The organism is Spirosoma jeollabukense (assembly GCF_054777855.1).
This window is the reverse complement of the sequence record NZ_BAAHAD010000012.1, coordinates 16,621-32,466: the sequence shown is the minus strand read 5'-3', so window position 1 is coordinate 32,466 and position 15,846 is coordinate 16,621. Positions and strand designations below refer to the sequence as shown.

The 15,846-nt window shown below is 46.1% G+C and carries 13 protein-coding genes and 1 pseudogene; 9 read left to right on the top strand and 5 right to left on the bottom strand.

Features of this window, described 5'->3' with window-relative positions; translation table 11 throughout:
• Nucleotides 1-551 precede the first annotated feature (551 nt).
• Nucleotides 552-1,388 carry a hypothetical protein gene (locus ACYVEA_RS28600; RefSeq protein ID WP_461116837.1) on the top strand — a complete coding sequence of 279 codons (837 nt, stop codon included), beginning with the start codon at nt 552-554 and terminating at the stop codon, nt 1,386-1,388.
• A 270-nt stretch (nt 1,389-1,658) separates the two neighbouring features.
• Here the strand turns inward: ACYVEA_RS28600 and ACYVEA_RS28595 are convergent, their stop codons facing one another.
• Nucleotides 1,659-2,363 carry a hypothetical protein gene (locus tag ACYVEA_RS28595; protein ID WP_461116836.1) on the bottom strand — a complete coding sequence of 235 codons (705 nt, stop codon included), beginning with the start codon at nt 2,361-2,363 and terminating at the stop codon, nt 1,659-1,661.
• A 205-nt stretch (nt 2,364-2,568) separates the two neighbouring features.
• Between ACYVEA_RS28595 and ACYVEA_RS28590 the strand changes: the two genes are divergently transcribed.
• Both ACYVEA_RS28590 and ACYVEA_RS28585 read left to right on the top strand, forming a co-directional pair.
• On the top strand, nt 2,569-4,275 hold the full coding sequence (locus ACYVEA_RS28590; protein WP_461116835.1) for a UvrD-helicase domain-containing protein: 1,707 nt from the start codon (nt 2,569-2,571) through the stop codon (nt 4,273-4,275).
• A 46-nt stretch (nt 4,276-4,321) separates the two neighbouring features.
• Nucleotides 4,322-4,663 carry a pentapeptide repeat-containing protein gene (locus ACYVEA_RS28585; protein WP_461073699.1) on the top strand — a complete coding sequence of 114 codons (342 nt, stop codon included), beginning with the start codon at nt 4,322-4,324 and terminating at the stop codon, nt 4,661-4,663.
• A gap of 84 nt (nt 4,664-4,747) precedes the next feature.
• Here ACYVEA_RS28585 and ACYVEA_RS28580 read toward each other — a convergent pair whose 3' ends face one another.
• Nucleotides 4,748-5,683: a replication initiation protein gene (locus ACYVEA_RS28580; protein ID WP_461116834.1), complete on the bottom strand. Its 936-nt coding sequence runs from the start codon at nt 5,681-5,683 to the stop codon at nt 4,748-4,750.
• A gap of 837 nt (nt 5,684-6,520) precedes the next feature.
• Between ACYVEA_RS28580 and ACYVEA_RS28575 the strand changes: the two are divergent.
• The 3 genes and pseudogenes from ACYVEA_RS28575 to nrfD form a co-directional block, all read left to right on the top strand.
• Nucleotides 6,521-6,646: pseudogene (locus ACYVEA_RS28575) on the top strand (DNA/RNA non-specific endonuclease); the annotation flags it as partial.
• Nucleotides 6,647-7,081: 435 nt separating this feature from the next.
• Nucleotides 7,082-7,639 (top strand): TetR/AcrR family transcriptional regulator, encoded by a 558-nt coding sequence (locus ACYVEA_RS28570; protein ID WP_248475541.1) that lies wholly within the window; start codon nt 7,082-7,084, stop codon nt 7,637-7,639.
• A gap of 166 nt (nt 7,640-7,805) precedes the next feature.
• On the top strand, nt 7,806-9,236 hold the full coding sequence (gene nrfD / locus ACYVEA_RS28565; protein ID WP_248475548.1) for an NrfD/PsrC family molybdoenzyme membrane anchor subunit: 1,431 nt from the start codon (nt 7,806-7,808) through the stop codon (nt 9,234-9,236).
• A 567-nt stretch (nt 9,237-9,803) separates the two neighbouring features.
• Here the strand turns inward: nrfD and ACYVEA_RS28560 are convergent.
• Nucleotides 9,804-9,944 (bottom strand): hypothetical protein, encoded by a 141-nt coding sequence (locus tag ACYVEA_RS28560; protein ID WP_461116833.1) that lies wholly within the window; start codon nt 9,942-9,944, stop codon nt 9,804-9,806.
• A 95-nt stretch (nt 9,945-10,039) separates the two neighbouring features.
• Nucleotides 10,040-11,866 carry a serine hydrolase domain-containing protein gene (locus ACYVEA_RS28555; protein ID WP_461116832.1) on the bottom strand — a complete coding sequence of 609 codons (1,827 nt, stop codon included), beginning with the start codon at nt 11,864-11,866 and terminating at the stop codon, nt 10,040-10,042.
• Between the two features lie 159 nt (nt 11,867-12,025).
• On the opposite strand from ACYVEA_RS28555, the gene ACYVEA_RS28550 reads away from it, so the two are divergent.
• From ACYVEA_RS28550 to ACYVEA_RS28540, 3 genes are all read left to right on the top strand, one after another.
• Nucleotides 12,026-13,045 carry a sensor histidine kinase gene (locus ACYVEA_RS28550; protein WP_461116831.1) on the top strand — a complete coding sequence of 340 codons (1,020 nt, stop codon included), beginning with the start codon at nt 12,026-12,028 and terminating at the stop codon, nt 13,043-13,045.
• Nucleotide 13,046: 1 nt separating this feature from the next.
• Nucleotides 13,047-13,769, top strand: a complete 723-nt coding sequence (locus ACYVEA_RS28545; protein ID WP_461116830.1) for a LytR/AlgR family response regulator transcription factor — start codon at nt 13,047-13,049, stop codon at nt 13,767-13,769.
• A 251-nt stretch (nt 13,770-14,020) separates the two neighbouring features.
• Nucleotides 14,021-14,545, top strand: a complete 525-nt coding sequence (locus ACYVEA_RS28540) for a DinB family protein (RefSeq protein ID WP_461116829.1) — start codon at nt 14,021-14,023, stop codon at nt 14,543-14,545.
• A gap of 85 nt (nt 14,546-14,630) precedes the next feature.
• Here the strand turns inward: ACYVEA_RS28540 and ACYVEA_RS28535 are convergent, their stop codons facing one another.
• The gene (locus ACYVEA_RS28535; RefSeq protein WP_461116828.1) at nt 14,631-15,836 is read right to left on the bottom strand and encodes a carcinine hydrolase/isopenicillin-N N-acyltransferase family protein; all 1,206 of its coding nucleotides are present in this window, start codon (nt 15,834-15,836) and stop codon (nt 14,631-14,633) included.
• Between the last annotated feature and the right edge of the window lie 10 nt (nt 15,837-15,846).

Here is a 15,846-nt window from a genome sequence, read left to right as displayed (position 1 = left end):
CCATGCGTTCGGAATCAGCATGTGTGGTTTTATCGCGGTAAACTAGGGCTCTAACAGTCAAGCAAACATGTGGATAAACCGGAATTTGCTTAGCGGATTTGTCATAGTATTCGTTCAGTTTCTAGCGAATCTGTCGCGTGAAATGAGCGAATTTGTCGCGACAGATTAGCGAATCTGTCGTTTGACGCTAGCGAAACTGTCGCTTGAGGTTAGCGGATCTGTCTTACAAAGGCGGTAAATCTTAGCGAATTAGTCACTGAACTATAAATTTAGTTATCATATGTTATTCAAAATCAATTAGTTAGCAAGAAGTTTTTTTAGCCGTATTATCTATTCAATCAGTAAAAAGTAGTAAAAAGTAAGTTTAAATTATAAAAAGACAGGTGGCTTAGAAAAAAAACTAAAAGATCGGTGGATAGGTAAGGCTATGACTCAACTGGTTGGAGGAAATTAGATAAAATTGTCAGAAAATGATTAGCAATCAATTGTAATATTTACCTTCAAGTGTAATATTGCGCAACATACTAAAACCAGGTGGGTATCAAGCAATCATGGAAAATGAGGAACAAAAGCCAAAGCGGAGACCAAAACGAAAAGTCTATGAAAGCGATCATTATTTGTATATGAGTGCTGAACTGCTAAAATGCATTCAGCAAGTACCACGCCTGCGGCCCGAAGGCTGGAATCTTGAGGGGCCAGAACCCGATGATTGCGAGCTTCGCTACATAAGCCGTGAACATGCACCCCTTTTTTACCCTTGGGAAGAGTTTGATTGCCGGACCATTAAATTAATCAATCTGCGAAAACCTGCCTGTCGGCTCACCTTCTTTCGAACACATCGGTATTTTCTCAAAAAAGCCGAAAAAATTACCCGTCAAACCAAACTCGACACGATTCAGGAGGTGATTCAGAAATTGCAGCAGGATCTGGACAAACTCGATACACAAACGTTGTTCGATGTACCCACCGATCAGCACAGAGTCGTGCAGGATGAACTTAATGAGTGGAAACAAATTGCCCAGCATCCGGATCGCTATGACATAGCCCTGTCAAACTATCATAAAGATTATATTTACAACACGTTGAACTATAAGTATTTAGTAGAGGACCCAACGGATGGCTACCGAATGGCTAACGAAACGGTTCATTTACTAAAAAATCAGTACGAAAAAGATCGTAGTAAAGGCCGGACCCAGGCCGTAGCGCAGATTCGCTACAATATCGTTTTCATCGATCTGGAATCCATCGTCCAGCCTGATCCGTATCAAAACAAAGTAATTCATCGCTACCTGGAGGGCTTTCCTATTCGCACCGATATGTACTTGCATCACGTGTACGTTCGTCCGTCATCCGAAGAGCAAAGCTCAGACCCAGCAGGGAAGATTTAGAATAATACAAGACGCTATAAGTATATGAAGCTGGTAATTCATTTAGAATCAGGCTTTTATTGTGTTTTGATGGCGCTTTTATCCCAAACTTGCTGCTGACCCACAATTACGTTAACCTCACCAATTCATTAATATTTTATAACAGGGAAAAGAAAGTTAAAGCATTTCTTTATGCGACCAAAAAAAAAGCAGAAACCTTTCAAAAAGTCCCTGCTTTATGCGTATTTTACTATCAGATACAACGATCATAGAATGACCAGCGCGACTCATTTAGCGGTTCAACAGCGTCCCCGGCGATCGGCGCGTGAAGGTAAAATGGCCCCACGGGTTGAGGTTACGGGGATTCGACGTGGGGTCCGATTGCCCCGTAATATTCACCGCGATCTGACCATAGTCGGCCCTGGACTTATCCAGTATCCGGCACAAGGTCATGCCGTAACTCAACTCGGTTTTAGTGGCATATCCCATGCGGGCAACATGAATCTGATTCAAATCGAGGGCACTGCCAAACTGCCAGCTATCCAGGGTATACCCGGTGACCTCATCTCCCGACTTGGTACGGTTAAAAACCTGGGTAACTTTAAAACGACCCAAATTTCGCTTAGGAATCTCACCGCCGTACCCGTTCCCCCAAAACGTAAGCTGAATGGAATCTTTGCCGATGGTAGGATCTACCTGCAGGTAATATTTGCTTTCGATGGCTGGAGTATCGTAGGTCAAGAATCCTTCATTCTTGTAGTCCGAATTGTTGAATCGCTCCCAGCGGATGACGACTGCCTGGTAAGTACCCGATACCGCGACGGGCAAACTGGCATCATTGAGCAATTCTGTTTGCTGGGCTTTCAGCGTCAGCGCGTCAGGATCGCCGTCTGGGGAAACCCCTCCCTTTTTGCAGGCTGTAAATTGACCGATCAGCAGTAACACCAGCAGAGGAGAGATATGGGGTTTGACTTTAGTAATTAGGACGTTGAGCATAGGTAAATAAAGCTAAGGGTGTTTAAACCCAGTAATACGATTTGAAAATTGGCGTGAATGTATATTCTTTTTCAAAATGTCAAGCGCTAAGGAGTCAATTACGAAAAATAATCAAACGACCGGCCTGATGCGACCCGGTCTGGCCGTTCCGCCGGTGCGGTGACCCGGTCTGCCGTGACCCGGATACTTTTAAAACGATAAGAACATGGATACTTGGAACTGGTCCCTACTCGACCGTTTTGCTGGCGTAAGCTTCGGGTCGGTTAACCGCCCCCCTACCCCTCGGTTAGCGCTGAAGTCTCAGGCAAATGGGTATGCCCTAACGCAGGAACAGAAAGCGATTGTCGACTGTCAAACCGATATGAAGATAAACGCCGTGGCTGGATCGGGAAAGACAACCACATTGATTGAGTATGCCAGGCGTCAAAAAACGGGTAGCCGCGGCCTTTATCTAGCCTTCAACCGAACCGTGCGCGAGCAGGCTCAACAAGCTTTCGCGCGAAAAGGCGTACGGGGCATTACCATCCACACGGCGCATTCCCTAGCCTATGGGCGAGTTATCAAACAAAACAGCGAATTGCTGGCCAGTGGCAGCTATTCGGCTTTTGATCTGGCCAATCGAATGCAAACCGAATCGCTCGTTGTCCGTTGCATGCCCCCAACACGTCGCAAAGCACCCTGGACAGCTGTAGCCGCTCACAGCTTACGGCTGCTAGCGTGGTACTGTAATGAACCCGTTGCCCGGATCGAGGACCTCAACTACAATCACCTCCTCCGCTACGATCCCCTGATATCCCGCCGGTTCGCTGATTATTTTGGGGCGGTTATCCAAGCCGGTGCCATCTGGCTCTGGAATCAAATGGACGAGCGAAGCCTGAAAGTAACCCATGATTATTACTTGAAGAAATTTCAGTTGTTAGCGCCTCAGTTGCGCTACGACTATATTCTTTTCGATGAAGGGCAGGATGCCTCTCCAACGATGCTGGATGTCTTCAGCCGGCAGCAGCACGCGCGCCGGGTCATTGTAGGGGATAGCCATCAACAAATTTACGGGTTCCGCCACGCTGTCAACAGCCTGAATCAGGTAGATTTTGACGCCTATGGTTTAACGCAGAGCTTCCGATTTCCTCCCGGTATTGCTTGCCAGGCCCGGCGCGCTTTATCCTTGAAAGAGCCTATTCATCCCTTTCTGGGTGAAACCTATACCCCTCAGGCCATTGAGGGCATGAGCGTCGACGATGCGACAATTTTAGCAGAACCCACCTGCCTACAGGCCTTGATCGGGCGAACCAATCTGCAGCTGGTCAGCGCAGCTATTGACCTCTTATGCATTCAGGAAGTGATCGGAAGCGTTTATTTCGAAGGTAACTTCGATACATATACCTTTATGGATAACGGAGCGGGATTGTTGGATATGGTCTTATTACAGCAAGACCGGCAGCGTGAAATAAAAAATCCACTCCTACGCTCCATGGGTTCCCTGGAAGAGCTGGGTGATTACATCGATCAAACGGGTGATGGCCAGATGAAAACGGCCCTGGAACTCGTGCTCACGTATGGCGATGACTTACCCCATTTCATTGAACAGATCCGGACGGCCCACCTGGCCCAGCATTTTCGGCCGCACGCGGATTTGATCTTTTCAACGGTGCACCGCAGCAAAGGCCTGGAATATGACCAGGTCACTTTATGCGACGATTTCATTGATCAGAGTAAATTAGCTGATTATATCGACCTATTGAATCAGCAGCAAAAGGCCGAAGCGGGCGGACAACCCAATCGTCAGCCGGTAAATCCGGGGAGTATCCTGGAAGAAATCAATATGCTCTACGTTGGACTAACGCGAACAAAGCAAGGGCTCTCCCTACCCGACAGTCAGTACTATCTCCAGCGAGAAAGGCTTAGCGTGTAAGTGAATTGGACGTTCAACTATAATCTGCAGTAAACCGTAAGAATCAATGCACACCTTTTACCTTCAAACCTGTGATGGCGACCTAATCGCTGAAGTACATATAGCCGAGAATTCCCTGACCATGGCTGTTCAGCAGGCCATTGATAACAACATCGATCTATCAGATGCTGACTTTCAGGGACAAAATTTGGATAGCCTGCTGGCTGCCGGCGCTCAGTTTAACCGGGCAAACTTTTCGCAAAGTTCACTAGTAGGTGCTGATTTTAGGGGAGCCCAGCTCAAAGATGCTTCATTTGCCTATGCCGATCTGACTAATGCTACGTTTACCAACTCATCCCTTAGTTTATTGACTGATTTTACCGGTGCTATCATGAAAAATAGCCTTTAGGCCATAGCCACGCACTTGGTCGACTAGTTTTGCATTGCAACCTGGCAAAAGGATGTCCAAAATTTTTGGCAACAAATCCCCTATTCATAATACGCCAAACACTTTTGCGGTATAGCCCCCTATATTTGAAATCTTCTTACTGGCATTCTGAACCTGGATCTCGTAGAGCTTTCTATTAATTAGCTCAGGCTCATAATTACTCAGTATGTACTCAATTTGATCAGTCCGCAGTTTAAAATGAGTCAATAATTTCTCATGTAGTTCCGACACTGTCGGACTTATCTCAATAGGAACTGTAGTTTTTACTTTGATGAGCCAACGTAACTGGGCAATTCGTTTACCCTCTCGTTGCGGAAAAAATTCAACAAATAGATCGGACTCCTGATTAATGTCCTTAACAGCCGGTACCAACACTCGTTTGTTGAAATCGCGCCAGTCTTCATACTGCTCGATTTCGGTCACCGGATCATAAAGTCGAAGCCGGGTTTTCAATTCCAAAATGCTGATTTTCATAATCCCCGCCTTTTTCCAGGACGAGAGCATTTCATAGATACGTTTAGAGTATTTACCCGGTAGATTCATGGCAGGCTCCTTACCAAACGTGGTGAACCGTCCTTTCTCCAGATTGAACAGAAAAGGACGCAAATCGGGATCTATCTTAAAGCTCATGGTTCCTTTTCCATAGTCATAAAGTACCGATGAAAAGGGTGCAACCTGGAGTAGCTTACCCCCTACTGGGATATTCATAATCTTCTGCATCATACCCTCTGTAGCCAGCTGTAAACTTTTATATGGGTTAACGGTATCGGTAATTGTCATAATTTCCTTAACTCGTACAACATACCGTTGGTCATCTGGATCATCCTTTTTAATTTGCGACTGAACCATATACAGAATGTTCTTTTGCAACGCGCTCATATCGTAATACGCGTTAGTGAGCGCATTAGCCTGAAACAGAATCTCTGTTTTAGCGTCGAGCTTAAGTAACGAAAGTTGATTACTAGGCATCTGTTTCTTCATAGCGGTCCTGCTTAGGTTATCCACAAATATATACAAATGTGGTCACGTCCACAAAGAACTAGTATTTTGTCCACGCATAAAAATACTTTACGAATAATATGTCCACTTTACAGGTCAAATGTGAATAACTTCTGTCCACAGTTCACGAGTTTTCTGTCCACAAATAACGAGTTTTGTGTCCACATGAAGTCACAAAAACACCCTTCAACTGATTGATAATAAAGGAGTTATAAACACCTGTAAATATCAAAGAATAAAATATATATTGATTCACAAGTTATTTGAAGGTACGGTTTTAGAAAGCTGTAAAGCTAAAATTGGTCCAAAAGTTAGATAAAACAAAGAAGGAAATGGAAAAAAACAAGGTCACACAATATGACGGTACAGCCGCCACTAGTTTTTTGTCCACATCAACAGTCTAAGTATCTGACTTATAGAAACTTATGAGATTATATATAAACAATCAGTCAAATTTTCAACTCAATCGTAAATCCTATAAGTGGCTTATCGACAGGCTTATTGGCTTACCCTGCTGATAAGCCAAAATACTTGATTGATAATTACGTGGACACACACTAGTTTTTTGTCCACATCAATCAAGGTAACTAATTGATTTGTAGCAGTTGTAGCTGGAATACACTTAGACTTTAGGATTAGGGCGTTATCAGAATAGTTGCCAATTTGTTACATCAATCTCTTAAATCTCTTCAAGCAGTCATAGCCCTTTTATTATTGCCTCCTGATCGATTGAAAGGTAGATATTTGAGTAAACATTCTCAATATTCCATTCCGTTATAACAACCTAACCTCAGAAAAACTGTAAGTAATAAACTTGGTCGGGGACATATGTGCCCTGGCAGCGATAGAAATAACACCAACTTTGGAAACCAAACTACCTTCATGTTATCGAATGTATTACCGCAAGCACCCTTACTAAACAATCAAAGTTGGTGGCTTTTATGAGGGATGGAATCCGTACTATCAGTAGGAAACAAGTGTTACATCATAAGTGGAAGCTATAAGAAAATCAGATCAGTCGGTAAATAAGATATAACCGCACTAATTGATGATCGCCTAAGCGTTCCTGGGGCCTTACGGAAGGTGATCTAAATACTTCCTGCACATCCGGACAATGTAAGTAAGATCAGCGCTCAGACGCGAGTTATTACAGTTTAAATACTCATCCGTCACTTTGCGGTCTACGATGTATCACTAACTCATGCTTTGGTTGAAAATGATACGTTGATTTGCGAGATGGCAGTTTGAGACTAAGCCTAGACAGTATTGACGTAACTGGCTGAAGTTTGGAAATGGTCACTAAAAATGGGGCGTTCTGAGCAATTAAAAATTAACTGCTCAGAATTTGTAAAGAAACCGACCGTATGGTATCTTCACGTCGTGAAAACTATAAATAACTATAAACGCAAAAAAGAGCCCCTCCAAAACCGGCAACTCATTCTGGATGCGGCCCTGGAGATTGCCAGTCAGAAAGGTATCGACAATATGAGCTTAGAGGCTGTGGCCAAAAAAGCCCGTCTTACCAAGGGGGGACTGGTACACCATTTTCCCAAAAAACAAATGTTAATAGACTCCTTGTTTAGTGACCGCTTGCAACAGTTTAACCAAGCTTTTCAACAACAACTGGCTATTAGCAGCACCCCCGTACTAGCGTTTTTAAGAACAGTCATCAACGAAAATCCGAGCCCCCAACAAAAGCGATCGCTAAAAGTAATGATGCAAGCAGCGCTGAATCAAGAGCATTATCGGGCGATGTTCAGCCAGTGGTATCAGGAAAACGTACTGCCCGATCCTAAGGACTGTTCACCGGCTCAGTTGATCCTATTTTTGGTGGCCGATTCCATCTTGGCCGCTCATGTACTGGGCTTTTACGCGCTGACCAATGAGCAAAAACAGCGAATCTTACAATTTTTAGAAACGCTCGATCTGGCTAGTTAGCTGCCTAATGCAGGTAGGTGCTAGGGGTTATCCAGCCTGATCAATCAACCCTAAAGGGGCATAGTATACCCTATTCTTATTCATAAGTTAATTCATTAACCTCAGCTGATCTACCTGCGTATCAGTGGCTTTTCAGGTAGATCGGTCAAAAGCGTCAAAATAACCTATGTCCCATGTAATTTCATCCGTAAGACCACCTCTCGTCACCGGGGGCAAGACCTATGCCGATGTGACCGAAGATATCAGCAAACAGGTGGAAGGACGCCCCACCCGGGAGTGGAAGATCGCCTTTACAGTCGCCCTGATCGTGCTGCTCTACGGGACCGCCTGTGTGTTTTGGACCTGGTGGGAAGGCCTGGGGGTATGGGGCTTGAACAAAACCGTGGGCTGGGCCTGGGATATCACCAACTTTGTCTGGTGGGTCGGTATCGGCCACGCCGGTACGCTGATTTCCGCTATCTTGCTATTGTTCCGCCAAAAATGGCGGACGGCCGTCAACCGGGCCGCCGAAGCGATGACGATTTTCGCCGTTATGTGTGCCGCTATGTTTATCCTGATGCACATGGGTCGGCCCTGGTTGGCCTACTGGGCACTACCTCTGCCCAATACCTTTGGCTCACTATGGGTCAACTTCAAATCGGCCCTGGTCTGGGACGTCTTCGCCATCAGTACCTACTTTACCGTCTCGCTGGTCTTCTGGTACATGGGTCTTTTACCCGATCTGGCCACGATTCGGGACCGGGCCCGCAGCAAGGTCTCCCGCTACATCTATGGGGCCTTCTCTTTAGGCTGGAATGGGTCGGCTAAGACGTGGGCCCGGTATGAGTATATGAGTCTAATTCTGGCGGGTCTTTCCACGCCCCTGGTGTTATCGGTGCATACGATTGTCAGCATGGATTTTGCAACCTCGGTGATTCCAGGCTGGCATACGACCATCTTCCCGCCTTACTTCGTAGCAGGAGCGATTTTCTCGGGCTTTGCCATGGTGCAGAATTTGGTATTAATCATCCGGGTGGTCTATAAACTGGAAGACTACATTACCTTAGAGCACATTGAGTCAATGAACAAAGTGATTACCCTGACCGGCTCGATTGTTGGGGTAGCTTACTTAACCGAGTTTTTCATTGCCTGGTATTCAGGGGTCGAGTTTGAAAGCTATGTGTTCATCAACCGGGCCACAGGTCCTTATTGGTGGGCGTACTGGGCGATGATGACGTGTAACGTGATTACCCCCCAGCTGTTCTGGTTCCGCTCCGTTCGTCGGAGTGTGGTCTGGACGTTTGTTTTATCAGTGGTGGTCAATATTGGGATGTGGTTCGAGCGGTTTGTGATTATGGTTACCTCCCTGCACCGGGACTATTTACCCTCCAGTTGGGTCATGTTTCACCCCACCTTATTTGACATTAGCGACTTTATCTTCTCGTTTGGTCTGTTTTTCACCCTATTCTTGCTGTTCTCCAAGTTCTTGCCAGTGGTGAATATGGCGGAGGTAAAAACGATTATCAAATCGTCTTCGGCAACTCTACCCGTATCGGTGTCTGGGGTTGCCAAGGGGGAGCGGGTCAGTCATCCAACGTTCAACAAGGCGGTAGAATGAAGGCGCAAAACCTCGCGTTCGATTATGGATCGTCAAGCGAAATAGTTTAGTTTATAGCAGCCTAAAGATTGTTTGGTTCGGGTAAGCGTACACTATTAATATGGTCCCGAGCAGGTCCATACTTTTTGTTTGGTTTGATGGGTTACAAGAGTGGCATGGTTTGTATTCTTGGATTACATATTATCTTAAAACGCTCCCCTGTGAGACTAAGAGCAGTTTGAGTATCTATTTCGGGCGTTTATTGATACTTCAATAGCAGCCAACTTCCCACAAGAATCCATGTGACTGCACTACAGCATTCGGCCATCGACGTTCGTTTACTTTAGAATAATGCGGTATTACTTGCAATGAAGAAGTGTCTCCTAACTGTTTTTATACGATGTGAATTTGAGTGAGGTCCCCCAATTTCCGGGCCGCCTACAGATTGAGGATCGGACGGTCATTTGTTCTCTCTTTACTGCCCTTTCCCATTTCATCGGGCGTCAGCCCGTTCAGTGAACTGTTTGGTCGAAACGTGTTATAGGGTAGTTTTGCCGTTTCATGCCGCGCGGCCGACCGTAAAAACCGTCACTTGGGGATTCGTTCGCTAAAGCCAGGGCGTGTTAGCGGAAAATTAAGTAACGCTTTCCAGTCAAAAACCACCGGGGGCATCGTTTCATCAGAGAAATCGTACTCGCCAGCTAGATTGATACCATGCCAGGTGGCCATACATTGAGCTGGATAGGAGAATCCGCCGATGATCCCCTATTCCTATCCATCCTGGTAAGCCATCGCCGTTGCCAGTCGAGTGGCAGTACTCTAGGTTACATGGCCCATGTTCTCAACCCTATCCAGCCATTGGTCAGAAGAAACGCGGTAATAATCAGCAGCGAAGCCGCCGTAATCAGTAAATACAAGCCCATCAAACGGGTTTGGATAGCTTTAAAACGCATGACCAGATAAATTAGATTGCCAGCAGATAGCAGACCAAAAAGCAGGGTGCCCGCAAATATAATGACCGAAGTCATGTTCACAGTAGCAAGTGTATACAAACGATATGAATCAGTATAAATGGCCTCAAAGTTCAGGATGGCTGCCAATAAACAGATGACTGCGATAGTGGGTAAGCTCATGAGTAGCCATAGTTGACCGGTATATTTTCTTCGGATACGCTGGACCAAGGAGATGATCGCAGGAATGATCCCAAACACAGCTACCAAACATGAAAGGAAGAGAATGAAACGGCTGGTTAGTGCCCAGACGCCTGATACCTTTTCGCAATAATAGTCGTTCACGACCAAGATTTTCTTGCCGTAACTTTGCAAAAAAACAATGTTTGACGCGTTTGATGAGCGGTTGGTGAAGGTGAGGGAGCCCGTTGGAAGGGCTCGAATTTTCTTTCCGAAGATGCTAAACCAGAGTGTATCCTTCGCTTCCTCCACGTTAACTAATAGCAGGCGGTCTAGAAATCCCAAGAGTTCGAATCGTGGGTTCTCTATCTGATAGTACCCCAGGTAGGGCGTCATTGCTTTGGTATCCATCCGGGTCGTTTTCGCTTTGATGGGCGACTTCGTTTGCACTAGATAATCGGTGATCAAATTTTCGACCGTTGCCAACCCGTTGCCACTGGAACAAACGACAAAACCGATACCTAATTTCCTATTGTATCGGTAACTCGACCTATATGTTCCCAATATCCCGCGGTGTCCCCTGAATCCGTCAAAGTCTTCATTGCCTGCACTATAACCCGTCAGGACGCCGGCCCGAGCAGCTAATGAACTTTGTGGCGTCTCCATTTTTTTTAGGCTGGACGGTCGTATGACGGGCTGGCCGTCACCCAGAAAGAACTGAACCAGCTTGACCATATCCTCGGCATCAGACCACAAAGCCCCGGCGGGACCGATCAAAAAACTAACAGAGGGTACAGCCTGTAGCTTTCCATCGGACGGACTGTATTCCTTGGCCTCTCTCAAGGGGTATTTACTATATAAGTTAAAATTCGAATGCGTCATACCGAGAGGTTGCATCACATTCCTGATCAGGTATTGATCATAGCGGGTCCCGGTGATTTTTGAAATCAAATAACCCAGAATCGCATAATTTACATTGTTGTAGCTGAACCGTTCTGACGGTTTCCAGCGACACCGCATGGACTCTTTCTGAAGCAGCATCATCTCCTTTGCCCCGTAATCCTTGCGTTCGAGCGCGTACATATGGTTGAATTTAAAATCATCAAATCCAGTGGTATGTTCCAGTAAATTGATCACCCTGACCGGATTGGTCTGTTCCCACGGATTAACGAAAGGCACTTCAGGGGCGATCTTTCTCAACTCATCGTTTAGGTTGATTTTCCCTTCTTCGGCCAATTTCAGAATGGCCAGCGACACAATGCTTTTGGTAATAGAACCCATTCGGAACAACGTCCGATTGCTGACCGGGCGACCAGCTGCCAAATCAGCATAACCGAGTCCCCCGGAAAATAGAACCGAGTCTCGGGTGGTGATCCCGAGTAATAGCCCGGGGATCTTCTTTTGCTGGACAATCGTGGTAATTGAATCGACCAGTTCCTTAATGGAGTTGATCGGTTTGACTGGCTGGGCCCATACCTGTCTAAAGAACAAGGTTAGAACCAGTAGGAGGAGCTTTTTCATACCATCAAAGTTGAGCGGAAGGTCTTGTGCCTCAAAATTTTAGGCACAGACGCCTTTTAATTAGGTACAGAAACGTATTTTGGACACCTAAACATCCATCCCACTGCGTATACGATTGGACCCACTTTTATTTTCGGAAAGATGTAGACAATTTTGAGGGTGAACCGATCAGAAACTTGGATTATACAGCAGTTCGAAAAGCGGGCTAACGTCCATGTCTTCTTTACCTTCGCATTGCTGGTTGTTCTTAGCCTGATTGTTTTGTCAAGCCGGTACTATAGCGACTTACTGCCAAAAGGAGTGTTTATCTATTGCTTCATTCTGGCTAGTGTTTATGCGGGCAGGGAGCTAGTGAGGATTTGGCTGGTTAAGCAGGCGCTACTCGCTGTCGTAGTTGTCAGTGCCACACTTTTTGTCATTTTCTCGGCAGCTGGTATTGCCAGTTGGATCTATCTTTCCCACTACCAATCGGAGAATTTCTTCGTGACCATCCCGTTGTTTACGGCCCTATTTATGGCGTTGGGAGCTGGAGCCAAAATAGCCAGAGCCGTCATCAAGCAGCAACTAACCGAAGCAAATTTGCTACGGCTCCATAAAGAGAGCGAACTTAACCTGTTAATTTCCCAGTTAAGCCCCCATTTTTTATTTAACACGCTCAATAATATATATGGACTGGCCATCCAGGGTGATCAGCAAGTGCCGGACTACTTGGTGAAACTCTCGACGCTCCTTAGCTATTCGGTGTACATGTCCAATAAGCAACTCGTGCCTTTGGGGCAAGAGGTCGACTACCTACTGAATTACATTGATTTTGAGTCTATTCGAATTGGCGAAAAGCTACAGTTGCTGGTTTCGGTCGACACGATTAACACCGAATTGCTAGTAGCCCCAATGCTATTTGTACCTTTTATCGAAAATGCGTTTAAGCATTCCAAGCATGCGACCGGCCAGCCAATCAGAATTGACATTCAATTAACAAGCAGCGGCAGCGCCCTAAATCTGTTGGTTAAAAACTCATATAGCCCCGCATCCAAAAACGATGAGGCGGATAAGTCAGGCGGTATGGGGCTTCAAAATGTCCAGAAACGATTGGCGCTCCTCTACCCCAGGAAACATGACTTGACGATCGAAAAGGATAATGATTATTTCATGGTCCGATTGAGAATTCTAACCAGCTGACATGAACACGCTTACTTGCCTCATCGTCGATGATGAACCCATAGCAAGAGGAATTATTGCTGCCTTCTGCGCCCATATACCAGCACTTCGTATTATTGGCCAATGCGAAAACGCCTTTGAAGCCAAGTCGATGCTGACCGAAACGCCAGTTGACCTGCTATTCCTGGATATTAACATGCCCGAACTCAATGGCTTATCTTTTCTGCGAACTCTACCCCAGAAACCACAGGTAATTTTTATGACGGCTTACCGGGAGTTTGCGGTGGATGCGTTTGATTTAGCGGCTTGCGATTACCTGTTAAAGCCGATTCCGTTGCCTCGCTTCATAGTCGCGGTGGACAAAGCTATTACTGCGCTGAGTATGGCTGCGGGGAATCATAACGATAAACCTGCAACGAGCTACGTTACCAATTCGGACGAGTATCTATTTTTAAAATCCGACGGCAAACTATTTCGGATGGTAAAGTCCGGATTTCTCTATGCCGAAGCGATCGGTAAGCAGGTAAAGATTGTGTCCGAGACGGGGATATGGCAGGTTACTATCCCCCTTAGTGTTTTAGCCCTTAAGCTCACCAGCGCCGGATTAGTGCGCATCCATCGCTCTTTTCTGATCAATGCCTCGAAAATAGATTACATCGAAGGTAATAGGGTCTATATCAAGTCAACGCCTATCCCCATTGGTGAGTATTACAAAGAGGCTTTCATGAAGCAAATAGGGGTTTAAAAAGTATTCATCAAAAATTCTACCCCGTTTATTGTCTAAAAATCTGTTTGACTAAGGCTCCCAAAAACGTAAGAGTCTAAATCACCAATCCCTCCATGGTAACATCGCAAGATTACCCTGACGGCAAATTGGATAGGTTGAGCGGGCAGGTCATTTGGCCGGCACTAACTCACTTTTTAGTATCGGTATACTACCTTTAGCGCCAATGATGCTTATCAGGGATTCACTTCTACCAAAATGAATTAATTGTAATGACTGAGACAGAGCTATTAATCAATCAAACCGCCAATGCGTATCAATGGACGAATAAGCTGGTTGATCCCGTACCGCTGGACAAGTGGCGTATCATTCCCCCCGTCGTAGAATCCAGCATTGATTGGCAGCTTGGGCATTTGATTATCAGTCAGTATTTCCATTCGATTATGGTCATTCGGGGGCACCAGATGGATATCCTCCAGCAGCTTCCCATCCGAGACTATAGTGAGTGGTTTACCGTATCAAGCCCTTCCCTGTCAGTAGGTAAAGTAGAGTCAGTTAAATTGCTGGCTGATTTACAATTCATGCAACAAAAGTCGTTGGCTATTCTGGCGACTCTGGAAGATTCAGAACTGGACAATTTGCTGGAACCCACCGCTACGCCTCATCCCATCGCTACCACAAAACGGGAGGCCATCGATTGGAATATCAAGCACACCATGTATCACTGTGGCCAGCTTGGTCTCATTAAACGGGTAGTTGACAAGCGCTATGATTTTGGCTTAAGGGTAGGGAAGTAACTTTCTGGAGCCTGCTATAAAGTCTCTCTTAGATAGCTGAAACATACCCCGTAAATCAACTAAAGTTTTTTCGAATCAGACTTCCCTATTTCTCCCGTACGACGCTCACCTTCAGTTCCACCGCTTCCGACTTAATCATAGCAATACGGTTCAGTGAATCAAGCTCAAAGCGCTGAAGGACCGTGGCGTTCTGGTAATCCATCAGATATAAGCGCGATGACTGCTTTCGTTCCAGAAGTCTCACGGATAACAAAGTACCCAACCTTTGTAACTCGGACTGTATAGCCTGCTGAATCGGAGCCAGTACTTTCCAGAACTCCGGCGTAAAATCGTCCGGGCGAAGCGTAGCCGCCTGAGTTTTCCGAATCACCTCCTGCACTAAGTTGGTCGTGACGGGCTCATCCGCCGGGAAAGGTTCGTAGCCTTCCCACAAATATCGATTCATGCCCGCCGCCAGGGGCATCAGCGGCTGTGAGCGCTGATGCCCGATCGCCGGAATATCATAATAATGGCCGCCTTTTTTTAGCTCTGAGGGTAAATTCAAGGTTACGCTTTCTCCCTGATCAGTCAGCGAGACCAGCGAGATATCGCCCTTGGTTAAGTCATAAACACTGGAATATTTAGTGGCATAGATCCCGTCCTGCCGACAGGCTTTTAGAATGGGTAAACCGTTTTGGATCGATGGACTGAGCGCTGGGGTAAGCATTTTTTTGAGCGACTCGTTACCATATCCAAAGCCTCTGGATTGATGAGACTGGTTAAAATGAAGTTGTCCCTGTTGGGCGCTAATAATTACCGAAGCCCCCGTCTTATCAGCAATCAACATGCTGGCGGAAGCAAAGCCGGGTTCTGCGTAACGGCGGTAAAAGAGAATGGCGTCGTTTATTGTTTTGCAGGACTCAAGCATTCGCTCGGCCGCGTTACCCTGAAGACTTTTCAAGGTTGATGCTGGCGTATACGCTTCCTTTGCGCCAGCCACCCAGTCAAAAGCCAATCCGTACTGATTGACGCCACCCTGTGCCCAGCCGTCATTGAAACCCAGATAGGCACAGCCATAATAGTTCCTGGTGGCGGGTTGAAACCAGATGCGAGTGGCTGGATTTGAGTAATCTTCGTTATTAAAAAACAAGGTCCGCTTCGCATTCGTCAGGACAAATATGGTGCAGGAAAAAGCCGCTTCAATTGGAAGAAGCGCACCTATGACCACCAAACAAACACAACACCAACGGCCAAAGCCCAGGTTTCTACGATCGTTAGGGCAAACTTTCTGCTTAATCAGTTCGGGTTTCATGGGTCGGTAG